Below are 18,995 nucleotides of genomic sequence, written 5' to 3' on the forward strand. Positions count from 1 at the left end.
CTGCTAGAACCCCTGGTGGGTGCCGAACGTCCGTTGCCAGTACGTGAGCGGCGCCGCCCCAGACGAGTCGGCCGCCTCGACCAGCCCGAGGACGAGCGTGTGGTCACCGGCCACGACCAGCTGGTCGACCGTCACCGCGACCCAGGCGTGCCGGTCGACCAGTGCGGGCACGCCGTCCTCCAGCTGCCACGGGACGTCGGCGAACTTGTCGTCAGCCTTGCCGGCGAAACGCAAGGCGACCTGGTCCTGGTGCGATGCGAGCACGTTGATCCCGACCCGCGAGCCCTCCCGCAGCTTGGCCAGCAGACCTGACCGGTTGTCGAGCGACACCAGCAGCATCGGCGGATCCATCGACAGGGACGCGAAGGCGCTGACCGTCGTCCCATGCGGCTTGCCGTCGTGGACCGTCGTGACAACCGAGACGGCGGCCGCGACATTGCCCATCGCGGCGCGGAACGACTTCTGCAGCACCGCTTCGTCGAGCACGAGCTCGGCGTCAGGCGTCGATGCGGTGCTCATACGGTGATTCCTGCGGCGGCACGCACGACGGGCGCCCACCGTTCGAGCCAAGCCAGCTCGACCGGATCCGGCTGCTCGGCACTGTCGACCAGGTAGAGCGCCGGCGCCGGAACTGTCGCTCCGAGCTCGACGAGCACCGGCTTGAGGTGCAGCTCCGGCGACAGTGCGTGGGACGGCCCGGCCCCGAGCTGCACCGGCACCGCGACAACACCCTCGAGTCCGGTCGAGCCGGCGAACTGGTCGAGGAACAGCTTCAGCAGACCCGTGTAGGTGGCCTTGAACGTCGGTGAGGCGATGACGACGAGATCACTCGCCGCGATCTTGTCCACCGCGTCCTTGACAGCAGGATCGCCCCAACCCAGCAGGCCCGGGCCGATATCCACGACGTCGATCGCGGTATCGACCTGTCCGACCAAGGCCTCGGCGATCCGATGCGCCGCATCCCAGGTGCGCGAACGCGGCTTCGGATTGCCGACGACGACAGCGCCACTCATCAGATCGCCTTTCTCGGATTGAGGATGCCCGCAGGGTCGAGCAATGACTTGATGGAGCGATGCAACTCGTCGATGTCGGGACCGACCTGACGGACCACCCAGGCCTGTTTGAGGGTCCCGATCCCGTGCTCTCCGGTCAGCGTCCCGCCGAGTTCGAGGGCCAGGGCGAAGATGCGATCGGCCGCCTCGACCACACGGGTCGGCAGCGGTTCGTCTTCGAGCCCGTCGACTGCGATGATCGGATGCAGGATGCCGTCACCGGCGTGCGCGAACACGTAGATCTCGACGCCGGTCTCGGCAGCGATCGCGTGGACCCCGCGCACGGCGTCGACCAGCCGTGACGGCGGCACTGCGATGTCCTCGATCAGTGCCCGTCCTCGCGCCTCGATCGCCGGCAGGGCGAGACGTCGTGCCGCCAGCAGCTGCGCGCTGACCTGGGCATCGGTGGACGACTCGATCGACGTCGCACCGTGCAGTGCCGCTTCGACGGCGGCCAGCTCGGCGGCGACGTCGAGACCGTCGACCTGGACGAGCAGGAAGGCCTCGCCGCGCTCACGCAGCGTCGTTCCGGACAGCTCGTCGATGGCACCCAGGGTCGCCCCGTCGACCAGCTCGATGACGGCCGGACGCGCACCGCACGCCCGCACCTCGACAGCCGCAGCGGCTGCTTCCTCGAGCGTCGTGAAGTACGCCGCCACCGTGCCGATCTCCACGGGCCGCGGCAGCAGCCTGACGGTCGCCCCGACGACGATCCCCAACGTTCCCTCCGAGCCCACGAACAGCCCGAGGAGGTCGTAGCCGGCGACGTTCTTGGGGGTGCTCGCACCGACCTGGATGAGTCGTCCGTCGGCCGTCACGACGTCGAGCGACAGCACCGCATCGCGCGTCACGCCGTACTTGACCCCGCGGAGCCCGCCGGCGTTCGTGGCGATGTTGCCGCCGATCGTCGAGATGTCGACGCTGCCCGGGTCGGGCGCGTAGAACAGCCCGTGCTCGGCGGCCGCCGCATCGAGGACACCTGTCACGACGCCGGGCTCGACGATCGCGATCTGGTCGTCGGCCCGGATCTCGACGATCCGGTCGAGCCGGCTCAGGTCGAGCACGATCGTGCCGGTTCCGGCCACGGCGCCGCCGGCCAGCCCGCTGCCGCCGCCACGCGGCACGACCGCGATGCGGTGCTGGTTCGCGAACCTCACGACCGCCTGCACCTCCTCGACGCTCGTGACCCGCACCAGCAGCGCGGGGGTTCCGGCCGCGGGCGAGCCCGACCGGTCGGCGCTCACAGCCGCCAGCTCGCCGTCAGCGACGCTCCAGTCGCGAAGGGTCGACGTCAGAGCAGTGAAGTCGACCGTCACGCCTGGCCCTCGGTCGCGATGGGTCGAAGATCGGCACCGCGCTTGAGCCGTTCGAGAAAGCGGATGATCGTCGCGGCGACCGTGCGGTGCGTGACGTCGTTCAGCGCATCGTGCAGACCGTCGTCGATCGTGACGAGCTCGGTGCGGGCCGCGAGCCCGCCGACGACCTCACGGAGCCGATCGACGGGCACGATCTCATCGGCCTCGCCGTGCACGACAAGCAACGGCACGCCGATCGATCCGCTGACCGGACGAGCGATCGCGACCTGCTGTCGACCCAGGGCCCGATCGACACCTTCTCGTCCCAGGACACCCCGATGGTTGGGGCAGGCCGTGCGCGCACTGATCTCGTCGTCGAGCGCGGTCCCGTCGTCAGGGAATCGCAGTCCGGCGACGACAACCGCATCCGGCTGCGCCAGATCTGGATGACGTCCGATGTAGTCGAGCACGATCGCACCACCGGTGTCCGAACCGATCAGCACCGTCGGCAGCACGGTCTGCGGATCGGCCAGCACGCCGTCGAGCCGCCGTTTCACCCCAGCGATGTCTGACAGATCACCCTCGACGAACCGCACGCGGTAGGCGTCGAAACCCAGGCGACGGCCGAACCGCTGGTAGACCGCGGCGTTCTCGGCAACACCTCCGACGACGACGAGCGTCCCCCGCGGAGCGATCCCGTCGGGTTCGTTCCACTCGGCCTGCAAGAGGGTCTCGACGGTCATCGCGTCACCTTCATCATCCATGTCGAAGTCACGTCAACACCCTCGCAAGCCCACTGCGGAAGCGTCCAACACAGATCGTTGATAGTCATTCATGACCTATCGTGATCGATCAGTTCACCAGATGAGATGGGTCGGTTCGACCTCCTGCCATAGCTGAGGATCGGGATATGGCCTCCTCCCTTGACCTGGAACATCTCCGAACCATCGTCGCGATCGCCGAGTGCGGCGGATTCAGCAAGGCTGCCGCCGTACGGCACATCAGTCAGCCCGCGCTGAGTCAGCACGTACGGCTGCTCGAACGCGGCCTCAAGCGCAAGTTGTTCGAGAAGGACGGCCGTGGCATGAAGTTCACCACCGCCGGCGAACAGGTGCTGGCAGAGGCCCGACACATCCTGGGCGTCCACGACCAGGCCCTCGAGCGACTGGACGCCCAGACCGAGCACGTCATCGTGGTCGGCTCCAGCGAGCACTCGGCCGAACAGCTGCTGCCCGAGATGATCCGCGGTCTGCGCGAGGCGTTCCCGTCCGTGACGACTCGATTCGAGATCGGCCGCTCGACCCAGCTCGCCGACGCGGTCACGAAAGGCACCGTCGACTTCGCCCTGATCTTGGCATCGCGCGGCAACGAAGGCGGCCGTGAGATCGGCCGCATCCCGCTGCATTGGTACGCAGCGCCCGGATGGACTCCGCCAGAAAACGGCGGCCCGATCCCGCTCGTCGCCTTCGAGGAGCCCTGCGCGCTGCGCGAACGGGCCATGGCCGCGCTCGGCGGCGACGGACACCGGGTCGCCGTCGCGGGTCAGTCGACGACACTCGAAGGCGTTCTCGCGGGTGCCCGAGCGGGGCTCGGCGTTGCACTGCTGCCCAGCATCGGCGGCAATCCGAACGGGCTCGAGGCCCGCGACGACCTGCCGGACGTCGGCTGGGCCGGACTCAACGTCCTGTCCCGACGAGGGCTCGACCCCGACATCGAGCTGACCGCGATCGAGGCCGCTGAGTCATTCTTCGCTCGCCGCAGCCTCCAGCTGGTCAACCTCGCGGGCTGAACCATCACGGCTCCTGATCGGCACCCATGACTCTTCGGTATTGGACGCTTCGTCAGGCCGCTCCCTAACCTGGCAGCATGACCGTCCTCATCACTGCTGGTGACCTCGCGACCGCTCTTCGCACCGACCATCCGCCCGTCGTCCTCGACGTGCGGTGGAAGCTCGGCGGGCCTCCCGGCCACGGCGAGTACCTGACCGGCCACGTCCCGGGCGCGGTCTTTGTCTCGCTCGACGATGAGCTCGCCTCGCACGGAGCGCCCACCGACGGACGCCACCCGCTGCCCTCGGTCGAGACCTTGCAGGCCGCAGCCCGTCGGTGGGGAATCCGGCACGGCGACACGGTCGTCGCGTACGACGGGGACGGCAATCTCGCCGCTGCGAGGGCCTGGTGGCTGCTGCGCTGGGCCGGAGTCGAGGACGTCCGACTACTCGACGGCGCTCTTCCGGCTTGGATCGCTGCTGGCGGAGAGCTGGCAACCGACGACGTGCAGCCAGAACTTGGAACGGTGGATCTGACACCCGGCCGGCTGCCGACGCTCGACCTCGATGCCGTCGCGGACTTCCCGGCCACCGGGGTCCTGCTCGACGCGCGTGCCGGTGAACGGTTCCGCGGTGAGACCGAGCCGATCGACCCCAAGGCGGGTCACGTTCCGGGAGCGACCAGCGCTCCGACCGGCGCCAACCTCGGCGCGGACGGTCGCTTCCTGTCGGCCGACGCCCTCGCTGAGCGGTTCGCCTCGCTCGGCGTCGACGGATCCCGTCCGGTAGCGACCTACTGCGGCTCGGGCGTCACAGCAGCGCACCAGGTGGCTGCCTTGGCGATCGCCGGCATCGACGCGATGCTCTTTCCCGGATCGTGGTCGCAGTGGAGCAATCACGACCTGCCGGTGGCGACCGGCGCCTAGCGGGCGGAACCCAGCACCTCGTCCACGTCGTGCACTCCCGCGCTCTCCCCTGCGGCGAAGGAGGCTCCCAAGATCCGCTGGATCGCTTCGTTGAGCGGTGTGTCCACGCCGTGCAGACGGCCCAGCAGGACGACCTCGCCGTTGAGGTAGTCGACCTCGTGCCCACTGGCGTCAGATCGCTCGAAGCTCTGCCAGGTCGACATGCCTCCGGGGCGTCCCCGCGGATGCTCCGCGATCACGAAGCCGCTCGCATCCAGGGTCCGCTCAGACGGGTCGGCGATGTCGATTCCGGCCGCCGTGAGCACCGCGCGCGCCTCGTCGACCAGACCCTGCTTGAGCCGCGCCACCGCATCGGGCGCCCCGGTGAGCACATCGACGGCGTTGTTGACGTTCCAGAGTAGCTTCGAGGCCTTCCACCGCACGATGTTGTCGGTCGCCTGCACCGCATAACCCGAACGACCCCAGTCGTCCGCGACCTGCTGGGCGAGCTCTGAGTGCCCGGCGGGGAACGCCCCCACGAGGACGAGTCCGACGGTCGGCGCAGACCGCACCTCCACGACCCCCGGCTCGACATAGCGCCCGGGCTGGTGCACCGAAGCGCCCAGCACCGTCGCATAGCGACGAAGCGCGAGTGGCTCTGCCGCGAGACCGTTCTGGACGGTGACGACAGGAAGGTCCGCCACCACCGTGCCGCCCTTGACCGAACGCCAGGCCCAGTCGTCGAGCGCCGCCTCGAGATCCTGCGACTTCGGTGTGAACACCACGACGTCGTCCGGATCGAGGGCATCGATCTCCTCGGCACTTGTCACGTCGAGCGTCAAGGTCACCTCTTGTCCCGGTCGCACGTATCGCAGCCCCTGGTCGCGGAGCAGGGCCAGCTGGCGCGGCCGGGCCACGAGCAGATACGGCACTCCCGACTCGTGCAGCTGCGCGGCGAGCGAGGCGCCGATCGCACCGGCTCCGACGATGACATACCGCGGGCTCACAGGCCCAGCACCTGACGTCCAACGGCCACTCGGGCCGCGTCTTCCTGCGGTGGATGTACTCGCGCGCACAGGACGTCGCGCAAGTGCCGCTCCAGCGGGTTGGATCGCGAGAGCGCCGGATTGCCGAGCGCCGCGACCGCGACTTGGACGGCCTCGATCGCCCCCTTGGCGACGAGCGGCTTGGCGATCTGGGTACGCCGGATCGCATCGACGTCGCCCGCGTCTGCTCGCGCGGTCAGCCCGTACAGCAGCTCCTCCGCCTGGACGATCAGACCTTCGATCTCGCCGGCGATCGTCTGGATGCGTTCGGTCGTGGCGATCGAGCGTCCCAAGGCGCTGGGTACCCGGTCGTGCACGAACTGACCGAATGCCGCCTGAGCCGCGCGGGCCACGCCGACGTAGATGACGGCGTGCAGCAGGCTGGATGCGCCGCCCCGTCCGACGGGGTCGACGTAGCGGCCGTCGACGAACGGGATCTCGATGAAGTTCCCGATGGGCACCTCGACATCGGTGTAGACGACGTCGTGCGTCGCACTGCCTCGAAGCCCCAGGTGGTCCCACGTCTCGATGACCTCGATCCCCGGCGTCGCAGCTCCGTCGGTCAGCCGCGGCACGATCACATGGCCCACGCGCACCTGAGGCTCATCGGTCTTGACCCACACGAACTGCCAATCGAGGTGGCTGCTGCCCGTCACGTACGACTTGTGGCCGTTGACGACCCAGCCGTCGGCCGTGCGGTAAGCCGTCGTCTCCGGCAGCCCGCCGCGAGCAGGGGCACCGAGATCGGGTTCGGCCCGCGCGGAGTTGAGGTTGACCGGTCCACTCTGGGTCGCGGTGACGAACTCGGCGTAGAGCTCCTCGGGCCACACCCGCTGGGCCTTCTGCTTCTCGACCGCGTGGATCGTGTTGACCAGGATCAGGCCGGCCGAAGGATCACCTTGGGAGACCGCCTGAACGACGCGCGACAGGTCGACCAGGCTGGGCCGGTCAGCGCCCTCGGCGAACAGCACGTCGTGGACGCCCGCTTCGTACAAGCGCCGCAGCGTCTGCGCCGGGAAAGCGGCGTCTCGGTCGTTCTGCTCCGCATCCTGCGCCGCGAGGGCGGTCAGCGATGCCAGTCCTTCGACCGACAGGAGGTCGGCGCGACGTACGTCCTGGGTGATGATGCTCATCAGATCCTGCTCCCTGCTCCCACGCCCAGATTCGAGCGAAATGTCGTGCCGTCGTATTCGGTGCGGAATCGGCCGCGTCTTTGCAACTCCGGCACGAGACCGTCGACGATCGCGGTGATGCCACGCGGATTCGATTCCACGTTGAAGGCGAAGCCGTCAGAGGCGTCGGCGTCGATCCAGGTCTCGAAGTCGTCGGCGAGCTGCTCCGGGGTGCCGACGACGACCCGGTGCCCGGCCAGGAAGTTGTTGAGCAACACCTGGTGCGTCGACAGATCCTTGTCCTTGGCTTCCTGTACGAGGTTGCCGCGCTGCTGACGGTCATAGGGTGATGCGTTGTCGACCTCGATCGCGCTGTACGGCAGCGGTTTGGCCGGATCCAGCAGCGAGGACGCGATGCCCAGCTTCTCGGCCAGAGCTTCGCGCAAGTAGTCGAGGTCGAGCTGTTCGTCGAGTTCCTGTTTGATGGCCCAGGCCTCCGCCTCCGTCGACCCGAGAATCGGCAACAGGCCCGGAAGCACCAGAACGTCATCGCGCGATCGGCCGGCGTCCTGCGCGAACGCCCGTGCGCCGGCGGTGAACCGCTGCCCCGACTCGACCGTGCGGTGCTTGGTGAACAGCGCGTCGGCCCATCGCGCGCCGAACCGCTGGCTCTGCTCCGAGGCTCCGGCCTGCACGATGACAGGCTTGTTGCCCTCGAACGGCGGGACGGGGCTGATGCCCCGGCTGGTGAAGTGCTTGCCGCGGAAGTCGACGGGTCGCGACAGCCCCAGATCGACGTAGCGATGCGTCGCAGCGTCTGCGACGATCGCCTCCTGCGGCAGAGAGTCCCACAGCGCGTGGACGACCGTCAGGAACTCTTCGGCCCGCTCGTACTTCTCATCCCGCTCATAGACCGTCTCGATGCCGAGGACGTCCAAGGCATTCGCGTTCTGGCTCGTGATGACGTTCCAGCCCGCACGACCACGGCTCAGGTGATCGAGCGAGGCGACGTCGCGCGCCACCTGGTAGGGCGATCCGTACACCGCGTTGATCGTCGCGATCAGACCGATGTTCTGCGTCGCGACGGCGATCGCCGCGAACACGACCGTCGGGTCGAGCGAACGCCACGGTCGTCTGGGTGGGCTGTCGAGTTCGAGACCGCCGTAGCTGTCGGGCATGAAGATCGCGTCGAGCTTGCCGCGCTCGGCGATCTGGGCATTCTCGACGAGTTGCTCGATGTCGGTCGACAACGTCGAGGCTGCGTCCTGCTGCTTCCACGCCGCATCGTGTATTCCAGACGGCGTCAGGTTGAAGACCAGCCGGATCGGCTTCTTCTGGGACATGGTGCGTGCTCCTGCAGGTGGGCTTGGACGGGCTGGACCTCGACGCTAGATCGCTCGCCCCCACGCCGTCCAAGCGCAAATGTCGATGTGTTTCGATCACCATCCGCGATGGCGTCGCGAGCCCGGAACGTATCACCGCGACGGCCCTGCGAATCGTTTTGACCGACGCCTGAGATGGGCCAGGAAATGGTCTGTAGAAACGTGATACTGGCATGGAATTTGGCTGTCACCTCAAGGAATTCGACTCATCACGAACCCTGATCCAATCCGATCCGGCATGACTGTTGGACGTGGCCGGACAGTGCCGCCTAGCGTGATCGATCGTCACCTCCGAACGCACAGAAAGGCCGATCCATGGCTGAGCGCAAGCCGCTGATCTTCAGCGCTTTCAACATGCTTGCCCCGTCCCATCACGACCACGGCCAGTGGGCCCGAGACGACAGCCGCCAGCTCGAGTACACGACTCCCGGCTACTGGGTCGACGTCGCGCAGACCCTCGAACGCGCACGTTTCGACCTGCTGTTCTTCGCCGACGTCCTTGCGCCGTACGAGCTGCATGGTGGAAGCCGCGACGCCGCATTGCGCACCGGCCTGCAGGCGCCGGTTCTCGACGCCGCCAGCATCATCGCGCTGCTGGCCTTCCACACCGAGCACCTCGGCTATGCGTTCACCGAGAACGTCCTACAAGAACCGCCGTACTCCTTCGCCCGACGCGCCTCGACCCTCGACCACCTGACCGGCGGTCGGGTCGGCTGGAACATCGTGACGGGCTCGATCCCCGGCACCGGACGCAATCTCGGCTGCGGCGGACTGCCCGAGCACGCCGACCGGTACGCACGGGCCGAGGAATTCCTCGAGGTCGTCTACAAGCTGTGGGAGCAGAGCTGGGAGGATGACGCCGTCGTCCGCGACCGGGTCGCCGGCATCTACGCCGATCCCGACAGGATCCACTCGATCGACCACACGGGTCACTTCTACGACGTTCCCGGCGCCCATGCCTCCGAGCCGTCGCCGCAGCGCACCCCCGTGCTGTTCAACGCCGGAGCGTCCGACCGGTTCGCCCGGTTCGCGGCCGATCACGCCGAAGGCGTGTTCTCGTCGATCGAGGTCGGCGATCCGAGTGAGAACATCACCCGGCTCCGCAAGGCTGCCGCCGACGTGGGCCGCGATCCGTCGAGCCTGAAGATCATCAGCAAGTTCGCCTACGTCCTCGGCAGCACCGAGGCTGAGGCCCGCCGCCTCGACACCGAGCTGGCCGAGACGCGCTCGGTCGAGTCGCTGCTGATCAAGCTGAGCGAGGGAGCACACAAGGATCTGTCCGTCCTCGGCCATCAGGAGAAGATCTCCGACATCCTCGACCGCACGACCCCCGACGATCTGGGATCGTTCCACGCCAGACTGCAGGCCGCGCCCGACACAGGTTGGACGCTCGAGGCCTTCGTCCGCTGGACGGGACAGCAGCACACCGTCGGAACACCTGACCAGATCGCCGACGCGATCGAGCACTGGGCCGATCTGGGCATCGACGGCCTGAACGTCCACTATCTGACCCAGCCCGGATCGTGGGAGGACTTCGCCGACCACCTCACCCCCGAACTGACGCGCCGCGGCCTCATGCGCGCTGCCTACGACCCTCCGGGAACCACGCTGCGCGAACGCCTGTTCGGCGCCGGTCCCCGCCTCGCACCCACCCACCCCTCCCGCCGCAGTCCGCTGCTGCCCCATCAGAAAGCACGTCCATGAAGATCGCCCGATTGTCTGCTGTAGTTCCCCTGGCGTTGGCCGCAGGACTGCTGAGCGCCTGCGGCGCCAGCGACGAACCCTCCGACGCAACTGGCGGAGTCCTGCGTTTCGGTGACAGCGTCCTCGACTGCGCCGATCCGCATCAGCGGGGCAACAATCCGGCGAGCTACCAGCTCAAGCCGGCCACCGACTCCCTGCTGGCGCAGGACCCCGACACCGGCGACTATCTGCCCTGGCTCGCCAAGAGCTACTCAGTCAACGACGATGCGACGCGGTTCGACTTCGTCCTGCGCGACGGAGTGACGTTCAGCGACGGCACTCCGCTCGACGGCAAGGCGGTCGCGCAGAGCTTCGACGCGGTCGTCAAGACGCTCGGCGCCGCAGCCCCCTTGGCGATCGGCTACCTGAACGACTACGTCAGCACCGAGGTCAAGAGTGCTGACGAGATTGTCGTGAAGTTCTCCAAACCCAATATCGCCTTCCTGCAAGGAACGGCGACCAGCAACCTCGGCATCGTCGCCCCCGCGACGTCCAAGCTCTCAGCCGACGACCGTTGCGCTCAAGGAGTCATCGGCACCGGCCCGTTCGTGATCGACGAGTTCGTCGCAACCCAGACGTTGAAGTATTCCAAGCGCAAGGACTATGCCTGGCCCAATCCCTTGGCCAAGAACAAGGGCGCGGCGTACCTCGACGGCATCGAGATCGTCAGTGTCAAGGACACGTCCGTGCTTGCCGGAAGCCTCCTGAGCAACCAGATCGACGCCTACTCGGTTGCATTGCCCCAGGACGCCGAACGGATCAAGGCCGCCGGCGGTCACATCTACACCACGACGAACGCGGGTTATCCCGTATCGATCCTGCCCAACACCGCCAATCCAGTGTTCGAAGATCCGGCTGTGCGCAAGGCCGTCCAGATCGGCTTCGACCGCAAGAAGGCGATCGACGGCGTGATCGGCGACTGGTTCCAGGCGTCGACCTCGGCTCTCAGCTCCGCGACCGTCGGTTACGCCGACCAGAGCACCTTGCTCGCGTACGACCCGGCGAAGGCCGAGCAGTTGCTCGACGATGCCGGCTGGAAGCCCGGCTCCGACGGAATCCGCCAGAAGGACGGCACCCGCCTGACCTTCGACGTCTCGTGGGAGTACGACTGGAACGCCACGTCGAGCGTGCTCGCGGTCATCAAGGAACAGCTCAAGGAGATCGGCGTCGAGCTGACGATCAACCTGCTGCCGACCGGCAAGTCCGCAGCCGTCTACGAGAGCGGGGACTACGGATCGCGGTGGGTCAACGGCTACACGCCTGAGCCCGACACGCTCCGGGCCGTCCTCAGCGTCGACGCGAACAACTGGTCGGCTCGCACCAAAGCAGAACCGCTCGACGACCTTCTCGCCGGGCAGCTCCAGGCCGTCGACCCGGCCAAGCGCAATGCGATCTTGGCGGACGTCCAGAAGTCCGTCATCGAGGAGGGCTACCTGATCCCGATCTACGACTGGGCCCAGTCCTTCGTCGTGTCGTCCAAGGTCAAGGGCGCACAGCTGGCCTATCTGTCGGGTCCGGGTCCGATCTACTCCGACATCTCGCTGGACAAGTAGGACACAGATCATGAACCGCATCGTCCTGCGCCTCGGTCAGGCCGCCCTGGTGGTCTGGGGCGCTTTCACGGTCTCGTTCGTGATCTTGTACCTGACACCCGGTGACAGCGTGAGCGTCCTGCTCGGCGCCGACGGCGGAACAGCCGTCAGCGCCGAGCAGGAGGCGCAGCTACGCAGCTCGCTGGGTCTCGACCTGGGGTTCTGGCACCAGTACCTCACGTTGCTGTGGAACTACCTGCACCTCGACTTCGGTGGCTCGGTGCGCTTCGGCGTCCCGGTGACCGAGCTGCTGGCCCAGGCGCTCCCCTCGACCGTGATCCTGACACTGACCGCAATGGTGCTGTCGATCGTTCTGGGCTTCGCTTTCGCCATCGTGGTGTCGTACCGGTCGGAACGCCGCATCGCCCAGCTCGTCCGGATCCTCCCGGCGTTCGGCAGCTCGTTCCCGACGTTCTGGATCGCCTTGGTGCTCCTGCAACTGTTCAGCTTCCAGCTCAATCTCTTCCCCGCCGCCGGCAACGACGGCTGGACCGCTGTCGTCCTGCCGGCCGTCACGATCGCGATCCCGTACGCCTCGATGATCGCCCAGGTGACGCTGGACGGGATTTTGCGCGCACGTGCCGAGCTCTACGTCACTACCGCGATCTCGAAGGGGCTCAAGCCCGTCGACGTCCACGTGCGACATGTCCTTCCTGCGGCGCTGCTGCCGACGGTCAGCATCGTGGGGCTGCACTTCGGCACGCTCCTGGCCGGTGCCGTCATCTCCGAGACGGTCTTCTCCCGCCAAGGACTCGGCTCGATCATGCAGACCGCCGTCCTGCAACGCGATCTGCCGCTGGTTCAAGGGGCCATCGTCGTCACGGCGGTCCTGTTCGTCGTCGTCAACCTCGTGACCGATGCCATCTACCCCCTCGTCGATCCGCGCGCAAAGGTGATCCGATGACCGCACCACCCCTGACTCCACCGCTGGAGACCTTGGCGCCGGGCGACGTCGCTGCTCCGCAACCTCGGCGCCGCAACCGTCGTCCTCTCGGCGCCCGAATCGGGCTGGCCATCAGCCTGACAGTCATCGGTCTCGCGGTGCTCGCGGCGGTGTTCCCGTCCCTGTTCACTCACACCGACCCGTACAAGATCTTCTATGGCGACCACCTTCAGCCGCCCTCCTGGGAGCATCCGTTCGGCACCGACAACCTCAGTCGTGACCTGTACTCGCGAGTCGTCCACGGCGCGAACATCTCGCTGACCGCGGGACTGCTGGCCCTGGCGATCACCTTCACCGGCGGCACCGTGCTGGGGCTGCTGGCCGGATACGCCGGTGGGCTCGTCGACAACGTCATCATGCGCCTGACCGATCTGATGATGTCGATCCCCAGCCTCATGATGTCACTGGCGATCGTCGCGGCATTGGGCTTCGGCACGATCAACGTCGCGATCGCCGTCGGTGTCGCCGGCATCGCCGCCGTGACCCGGCTGATGCGATCCAGCGTCCTGGTGGTCACCCGATCGGCGTACGTCGAGGCCGCGGTGCTGTCGGGCGCCTCCCGACCCAGCATCCTGGTGCGTCATGTGCTGCCCAATTCGTTCGCTCCCGTTGCGGCCTACATCGCCCTGGAGTTCGGGGCCAGCATCATCGCGATCTCCTCGCTGAGTTTCCTGGGTCTCGGCGTCAAGCCGCCCAAGCCCGAGTGGGGCGCGCTCGTCGCGGACGGACGCTCATTCCTCGCAACGGCCTGGTGGATGACCACGATGCCCGGGTTGGCCCTGACAGCGGTCGTCGTCGCCGCCAACGGCGTGTTCCTGTACTTCCAGTCCCAGTCGAGGGAGTCGCGATGACCGTTCCCGTGCTGTCGATCACCGGGCTCGGCGTGGCCTACGAGTCATCGCACTACCGCGAGGTCGCGGTAGAGGATTTCGAGCTGTCGATCCTGCCCGGCGAGATCGTCGCGGTCGTCGGCGAGTCCGGTTCTGGCAAGACGACTGTCGCCAAGGCCGTGACGGGACTGTTGCCGAGCAGCGCGCAGGTCTCCCCCGGCGGGAGTATCAGGATCAACGGCGTCGAACTGCTGGACGCGCCCGGATCTGTCGTCGAGGCGCTGCGTGGCGCGGTCGTGAGCTTCGTGCCCCAAGATCCACGCCGGAGCCTGCACCCGCTCAAACGGATCGGCGCCCAGATCGGCGAGGTGTTGCTACGGCATCGTGTGTGCGCCCGCGACGACATCAGGTCTCACGTCGCCGAGCTCCTGGAGAAAGTCGGCATCGACCACCCCGCACAACGCGCGCGGCAGTATCCGCACGAGCTCTCCGGGGGGATGCTGCAGCGCGTGCTCATCGCGATCGCGATCGCCGCCAAGCCGGCGCTCGTCATCGCCGACGAACCGACCAGCGCCCTCGACGTCACGGTGCAAAAGCAGGTTCTGACCCTGCTGACCGGTCTCGTGGCCTCCGACGGCATCTCGATCCTGCTCGTGACCCATGACCTCGAACTCGCGGCCGCCTATTCCGACTCGACCGTCGTCCTGCACCGTGGCCGGTTGGTCGAACGTCGGGTCACCGGTGACTTCTTCGCCGGACCGATCACCGACTACACGCGAGCGTTGCTGCGCGCCTCACCGACGCTGACCCCACGGGAGCCGCGCGAACGTCCCGCAGCGCCGCCGGTCCTGAAGGTTGAGAACGTCGTGCGCGAGCTACGTCTGCGCGGCGAAGGACGCTGGACCCGTTCTACCCCGTTCCGTCCCGTGGACGACGTGTCGTTCGACGTCCCGGAAGCATCGACCGTCGCGATCGTCGGCGAGTCCGGCGCCGGAAAGACATCGCTCGCCCGACTGGTCCTCGGTCTGGACAAGCCGCAGGACGGACGCATCGTGTTCGACGGACATGACATCGGCCGCCTCGACCGCGCAGGGCGCCGCACGTTCCGGCGTGCGACGCAGTTCGTGCCCCAGAACCCGGCCAGCTCGTTCGATCCGCGGTTCAGCGTCGAAGCGGTCATTGCCGAACCGCTGCGCCATGCCGGAGTCACCCGCGGCGACGCCAGGCGGCAGGTCATCAAGCTGCTCGATCAGGTCGGGCTGCCGGGCAAGTTCGCCGACAAGGGTGCACTCGAGCTGTCGGGTGGTCAGCAGCAGCGGGTCGCCATCGCCCGGGCCATCAGCCTGAGGCCCCGCTTTATCGTCTGCGACGAGCCGACCTCAGCCCTCGACGTCACGGTGCAGGCACGCATCATCGAGCTGTTGCGCGATCTCCAGGAGGCCACTGGCATCAGCTATGTCTTCATCTCCCATGACCTCGCCGTGGTCAGCGAGCTGGCCGACGAGATCGTGGTGCTGCGGCACGGATCAGTCGTCGAGAGCGGTAGCGCTGCCGACGTGCTGACCCGGCCGGTTCACGCCTACACGCGAGAGCTGATCGCCTCCGTGCCGCATCGCCAGACGGACGTTCTCGGGTCACTGTGACTCCCAGATACACCCACCACCCCCTGCAGGAGCGCGTCGTCCGAGGGATGGGACCGACCCCGGGAACCCTTTGCGTGTCCCTACCGTTTCGGACGTGTCCCGCCTCCCCGCTCTGTCCCGCTGGCTGCCGCCCGTCGCTCTTCTGGTCGTCCTGCTCCTCGTCTGGACGGCAGTGGCAGCAGCCGATCTCGTCGAGCCGCACTACCTGACGCCGAGCCCGCTCGAGGTGTGGGACGCCTTCGCCCGGGCCAACACGCACCACGCGATCGGCGGCGGAGTCGACCGGGTCGTGCGCGGCGAGGAGAACTACTTCCTGTGGGAGCACCTCGTCGTGAGCCTGCGCCGGATCGGGCTCGGCCTGCTGTTCGCGATCATCGTCGGCATCCCGTTGGGTCTGCTGATGGGGACATCGCAGTTCGCTGGACGTCTGCTCGGTCCGTACCTCGACTTCCTGCGCTCGATCCCACCCCTGGCCTACATCGGCTTCCTGGTCGCCTGGTTCGGCATCTACGACACGTCGAAGGTCTGGCTGCTGTTCCTCGCGGCCTTCCCACCCATCGCGTTGGCCACCCTGAACGGAGTCCGCGGAATCCGCACGGACCAGGTCGACGCGATCCTCACTCTTGGCGCCTCACGGCGTCAGGTCGTCACGCAGGTGACCCTGCCCGCCACGCTCCCCGACATCTTCAGCGGCCTGCGGGTCGCCGTCGGGTTCGCGTGGACCACGGTCGTGGCCGCCGAGCTCGTGAACGGACTGCCCGGCATCGGGGGCCTGGCATATCTCTCGGGAACACAGAACAAGATCGCCCTGTCGATCGCCTGCATCATCGTCATCGGCCTCACCGCGATCGCCCTTGACGCACTCATCCGCACCATCGAGAACACACTCGTCCCCTGGCGAGGAAAGGCCTGACCCCATGAAGCACCTGACCGTGAAGAGCCACCTGCCCCCGAAGCGCAAGCTCCTGGCACTCGGCGCCGCCGCTGCGCTGTCGCTGTCGCTGTCTGCCTGTGTCGGCGGGAGCAGCGACGACGACACCGAGAACGCGAGTGCGTCGTCGGCCTGCCCCTGGGAGGCCGACGAGTCGGTCACCGCCAAGGTGCGTATCGGCTACCAGAAGATCCCCAACGGCGACGTCGTCGTCAAGGACCAGAAGATCCTCGAGCACTGCCTCCCGAATGCCACGATCGAGTGGAGCAACTTCGCCTCCGGCGGCGACGTCGTCCAGGCGTTCGGCGGCAAGAGCCTCGACATCGGCCTCGCCGGATCGTCTCCCAGCACCAAGGCGCTGTCGGCCCCACTGAACCTGCCCGTCTCGGTCATCTGGGTCCACGACGTCATCGGCACCGCCGAGTCCCTGGTCGTCCGTGACGGCGCCGCGTCCGACATCGCCGGGCTGAAGGGCAAGACGATCGCGACGCCGTTCGGCTCGACCGCGCACTTCTCACTGCTCCAGGCCATCGCCGATGCCGGCGAGGACGCCAAGGATTACAAGCTGATCAACTCCGAGCCCGAGCAGATCGCCCCGGCCTGGAGCCGCGGCGACGTCGACGCCGCCTGGATCTGGGACCCCACGTTGAGCGAGCTGACGAAGGACAAGGGCGAGGTCATCTTGTCGAGCGAGGACACCGCGAAGGCCGGCAAGCCGACATTCGATCTCGCGATCGCCTCGAACGACTTCATCGCCAAGAACCCCGCCGTCCTGGAAACCTGGGCCAAGGCTCAGGACTTCGCGGTCAAGCAGATCCGTGACGAACCTGCCCAGGCTGCCGAGAGCGTCGCGGTCGAGGTCGGCGTCAGCACTGCAGAGGCCCAGAAGCTATTCGACGGCTTCGTGTTCCTCGATGCATCCGAGCAGATCGGCCCGGACTACCTGGGCGGCAAGCTGGGCAAGGACCTGTTCACCACGGCCGGGTTCTTGCTGACCCAGGACGGTATCGCCAAGGTCGCCGACGAGTCCGTGTACGCCGAGGGCGTCGACAAGGCTCCGGCGGAGGCCGCGGCGAAGTGACCGCCAACCCTGGCACGATCGCGTCGGCCACCCGGCACGATCTCGCGGTGACCGTCGCGGGCCTGGTCGGACCGTCGGGATGCGGCAAGTCGACGTTGCTGCGGATCATCGCCGGCCTGCAGCAGCCGAGCCGCGGCACGGTCGAGGTCGGCGGCAGATCCGTCACCGGCCCCGGCGTCGAGCGCGGCGTCGTGTTCCAGCAGCCGACCCTCTATCCGTGGCTCGATGTGCGGGGCAACGTCGCGCTCGGGCTCAAGCTCCGAGGTGTCGCGAAGGCCGAACGCTTGGCGGCGGCTGATCGGTACCTCGAGCTGGTCGGTCTCGGCGACTTCGCCGGTCACCGTCCATACGAGCTGTCCGGCGGCATGCAGCAGCGCGCCCAGATCGCCCGTGTGCTCGCAAACGACCCCGACATCGTGCTCATGGACGAGCCGTTCGGCGCCCTCGACGCCCTGACCCGTGAGCGGTTGCAGGAAGAGCTGCTCGCGATCTGGCGCGCGACCGGCAAGACGATCCTGTTCATCACCCACAGCGTCGACGAGGCTGTCTTCCTCGGCACCCGCGTGCTGGTCATGAGCCCGCGACCGGGCCGGATCGTGCTCGACGTCGCGGCCCGCTTCTCGTCCGCGCAGCATCCGATCGCACCAGAAGAGCTGCGCAGCCTGCCGGAGTTCACCCAGCTGACGACGCAGGTGCGCGAAGCCATCACTGCCTGAGCGCGGATGAGCGAGGTTCAGTCGTCGTGCGTCGCCCCCATGAGCACCTTGCCCAGGACAGTTTCGCCATCCTCGGCGTAGAGCGGCACCCAGATCTCACCGTTCGCATCCGGCTGGACCATCGCCTTGAGGCGAGCTTGCTCGGCTCGCAACTCCTCGGGAGTTGAGACCACCACGTCTCCGCGCGCCGCTTCAGCTGTCATCACGTATCCGTCATCGACATCGGTCCGCTTGAGGTACCCGGGCGTTCCGTCAGCGAGCTGGGACGCGACATAGTCCGGACGCTCGTCGATCGGAGTGTCGAGACGCCACAGCCCGACAGTCTTGCCGTTGTTCAGTTTCACCGCTGGGGGCAGCTCGTCCTTCGGTTCCAACTCGGCGTACGTCTTGCCCGGGTCATCGGCTGACGTCGAGGCTTCCTGACCGAAAGCTGCGTGATAGGTCACTCCGCCGACGAGGCCTAGCACCACGGACGCAACGAAGCTTGGAATAGCCCTTTTCGCAACGAGTGATTTCATGTGCACTCCTATGTCCAGGTGAAGACGAGGTAGATGGGCGGTGAAACGCGATCCGTGATCGTGTGAATAGCGCCCGCGTCTGACTTCCGCTTGTTGATCGCGGCACCGACATACACAGCCGCACCACACCACGCGAACTGCGACCCGATACTTGCACTCTGACGAGATTCGCCGGAACTGTTCCACCTGTCGTGAGTGTCTCCGCAGACAGCGTTGTCGCTCGCCCTCACGAGGACTGCTCTTGCTCCGAGGTAGTTTGCCGGCACAGTGACGGCAGCATTCGATGAACTACACCCACGCTGATTGCGTGTGAGCGCATTCGCGGTCTTCGTACTGTCGTTGATCGATGAACGGCCTATCGCACACGAGGTGGAATGTCCGAAGATCTTCTTCCAATTACTGGGATGGATGGTGGCCGCTGCGGGTGACGCAAGTACG

General features: G+C 67.1%; 18 protein-coding genes. 10 read left to right on the top strand and 8 right to left on the bottom strand.

What is annotated here, in order from left to right:
* Positions 1 to 3 precede the first annotated feature (3 nt).
* The 4 genes from ACXJKC_RS11865 to ACXJKC_RS11880 are packed head-to-tail and all read right to left on the bottom strand — an operon-like array spanning position 4 to position 3,090.
* On the bottom strand, positions 4 to 519 hold the full coding sequence (locus ACXJKC_RS11865; RefSeq protein WP_456696923.1) for a flavin reductase family protein: 516 nt from the start codon (positions 517 to 519) through the stop codon (positions 4 to 6).
* Positions 516 to 1,013: an NADPH-dependent FMN reductase gene (locus tag ACXJKC_RS11870; RefSeq protein ID WP_456696924.1), complete on the bottom strand. Its 498-nt coding sequence runs from the start codon at positions 1,011 to 1,013 to the stop codon at positions 516 to 518. The genes ACXJKC_RS11865 and ACXJKC_RS11870 overlap by 4 nt, the downstream gene beginning before the upstream one ends.
* A complete protein-coding gene (locus tag ACXJKC_RS11875) occupies positions 1,013 to 2,368 on the bottom strand; it encodes an FAD-binding oxidoreductase (RefSeq protein WP_456696925.1) in 1,356 nt (451 codons plus the stop codon). Before ACXJKC_RS11875 ends, ACXJKC_RS11870 begins: the two co-directional genes overlap by 1 nt.
* Complete coding sequence (locus ACXJKC_RS11880) at positions 2,365 to 3,090, bottom strand: alpha/beta hydrolase (protein ID WP_456696926.1); 726 nt, start codon at positions 3,088 to 3,090, stop codon at positions 2,365 to 2,367. The genes ACXJKC_RS11875 and ACXJKC_RS11880 overlap by 4 nt, the downstream gene beginning before the upstream one ends.
* A 167-nt stretch (positions 3,091 to 3,257) precedes the next feature.
* Here ACXJKC_RS11880 and ACXJKC_RS11885 point away from each other — a divergent pair, with 167 nt between their 5' ends.
* Together ACXJKC_RS11885 and ACXJKC_RS11890 are read left to right on the top strand one after the other, a co-directional pair.
* On the top strand, positions 3,258 to 4,136 hold the full coding sequence (locus ACXJKC_RS11885) for a LysR family transcriptional regulator (protein ID WP_456696927.1): 879 nt from the start codon (positions 3,258 to 3,260) through the stop codon (positions 4,134 to 4,136).
* 77 nt (positions 4,137 to 4,213) lie between these two features.
* Positions 4,214 to 5,041: a sulfurtransferase gene (locus ACXJKC_RS11890; protein WP_456696928.1), complete on the top strand. Its 828-nt coding sequence runs from the start codon at positions 4,214 to 4,216 to the stop codon at positions 5,039 to 5,041.
* On the opposite strand, the gene ACXJKC_RS11895 is transcribed toward ACXJKC_RS11890, so the two are convergent.
* From ACXJKC_RS11895 to ACXJKC_RS11905, 3 genes are read right to left on the bottom strand one after another with little or no spacing between them, the layout of a single operon-like run.
* On the bottom strand, positions 5,038 to 6,027 hold the full coding sequence (locus ACXJKC_RS11895; RefSeq protein WP_456696929.1) for a ketopantoate reductase family protein: 990 nt from the start codon (positions 6,025 to 6,027) through the stop codon (positions 5,038 to 5,040). The genes ACXJKC_RS11890 and ACXJKC_RS11895 overlap by 4 nt on opposite strands.
* The gene (locus tag ACXJKC_RS11900; protein ID WP_456696930.1) at positions 6,024 to 7,199 is read right to left on the bottom strand and encodes an acyl-CoA dehydrogenase family protein; all 1,176 of its coding nucleotides are present in this window, start codon (positions 7,197 to 7,199) and stop codon (positions 6,024 to 6,026) included. Before ACXJKC_RS11900 ends, ACXJKC_RS11895 begins: the two co-directional genes overlap by 4 nt.
* The gene (locus ACXJKC_RS11905; protein WP_456696931.1) at positions 7,199 to 8,521 is read right to left on the bottom strand and encodes an NtaA/DmoA family FMN-dependent monooxygenase; all 1,323 of its coding nucleotides are present in this window, start codon (positions 8,519 to 8,521) and stop codon (positions 7,199 to 7,201) included. Before ACXJKC_RS11905 ends, ACXJKC_RS11900 begins: the two co-directional genes overlap by 1 nt.
* Before the next feature lie 354 nt (positions 8,522 to 8,875).
* On the opposite strand from ACXJKC_RS11905, the gene ACXJKC_RS11910 reads away from it, so the two are divergent.
* The 8 genes from ACXJKC_RS11910 to ACXJKC_RS11945 all read left to right on the top strand — a co-directional run bounded on the left by ACXJKC_RS11910 (position 8,876) and on the right by ACXJKC_RS11945 (position 18,039).
* The gene (locus ACXJKC_RS11910; protein ID WP_456696932.1) at positions 8,876 to 10,264 is read left to right on the top strand and encodes an NtaA/DmoA family FMN-dependent monooxygenase; all 1,389 of its coding nucleotides are present in this window, start codon (positions 8,876 to 8,878) and stop codon (positions 10,262 to 10,264) included.
* The gene (locus tag ACXJKC_RS11915; protein ID WP_456696933.1) at positions 10,261 to 11,856 is read left to right on the top strand and encodes an ABC transporter substrate-binding protein; all 1,596 of its coding nucleotides are present in this window, start codon (positions 10,261 to 10,263) and stop codon (positions 11,854 to 11,856) included. The genes ACXJKC_RS11910 and ACXJKC_RS11915 overlap by 4 nt, the downstream gene beginning before the upstream one ends.
* Before the next feature lie 10 nt (positions 11,857 to 11,866).
* Positions 11,867 to 12,799, top strand: coding sequence for an ABC transporter permease (locus tag ACXJKC_RS11920; protein WP_456696934.1), 933 nt, complete (start codon positions 11,867 to 11,869; stop codon positions 12,797 to 12,799).
* Complete coding sequence (locus ACXJKC_RS11925) at positions 12,796 to 13,689, top strand: ABC transporter permease (RefSeq protein WP_456696935.1); 894 nt, start codon at positions 12,796 to 12,798, stop codon at positions 13,687 to 13,689. The genes ACXJKC_RS11920 and ACXJKC_RS11925 overlap by 4 nt, the downstream gene beginning before the upstream one ends.
* Positions 13,686 to 15,311: a nickel ABC transporter ATP-binding protein NikE gene (gene nikE, locus ACXJKC_RS11930; protein WP_456696936.1), complete on the top strand. Its 1,626-nt coding sequence runs from the start codon at positions 13,686 to 13,688 to the stop codon at positions 15,309 to 15,311. The genes ACXJKC_RS11925 and nikE overlap by 4 nt, the downstream gene beginning before the upstream one ends.
* A 94-nt stretch (positions 15,312 to 15,405) precedes the next feature.
* The gene (locus tag ACXJKC_RS11935; RefSeq protein WP_456696937.1) at positions 15,406 to 16,224 is read left to right on the top strand and encodes an ABC transporter permease; all 819 of its coding nucleotides are present in this window, start codon (positions 15,406 to 15,408) and stop codon (positions 16,222 to 16,224) included.
* 4 nt (positions 16,225 to 16,228) lie between these two features.
* Positions 16,229 to 17,323 (top strand): taurine ABC transporter substrate-binding protein, encoded by a 1,095-nt coding sequence (locus ACXJKC_RS11940; protein ID WP_456696938.1) that lies wholly within the window; start codon positions 16,229 to 16,231, stop codon positions 17,321 to 17,323.
* Positions 17,320 to 18,039 (top strand): ABC transporter ATP-binding protein, encoded by a 720-nt coding sequence (locus ACXJKC_RS11945; protein ID WP_456696939.1) that lies wholly within the window; start codon positions 17,320 to 17,322, stop codon positions 18,037 to 18,039. Before ACXJKC_RS11940 ends, ACXJKC_RS11945 begins: the two co-directional genes overlap by 4 nt.
* A gap of 17 nt (positions 18,040 to 18,056) precedes the next feature.
* Here the strand turns inward: ACXJKC_RS11945 and ACXJKC_RS11950 are convergent, their stop codons facing one another.
* Complete coding sequence (locus tag ACXJKC_RS11950) at positions 18,057 to 18,557, bottom strand: hypothetical protein (RefSeq protein ID WP_456696940.1); 501 nt, start codon at positions 18,555 to 18,557, stop codon at positions 18,057 to 18,059.
* Positions 18,558 to 18,995: the final 438 nt, after the last annotated feature.

This window comes from Aeromicrobium sp. P5_D10 (genome assembly GCF_054049535.1).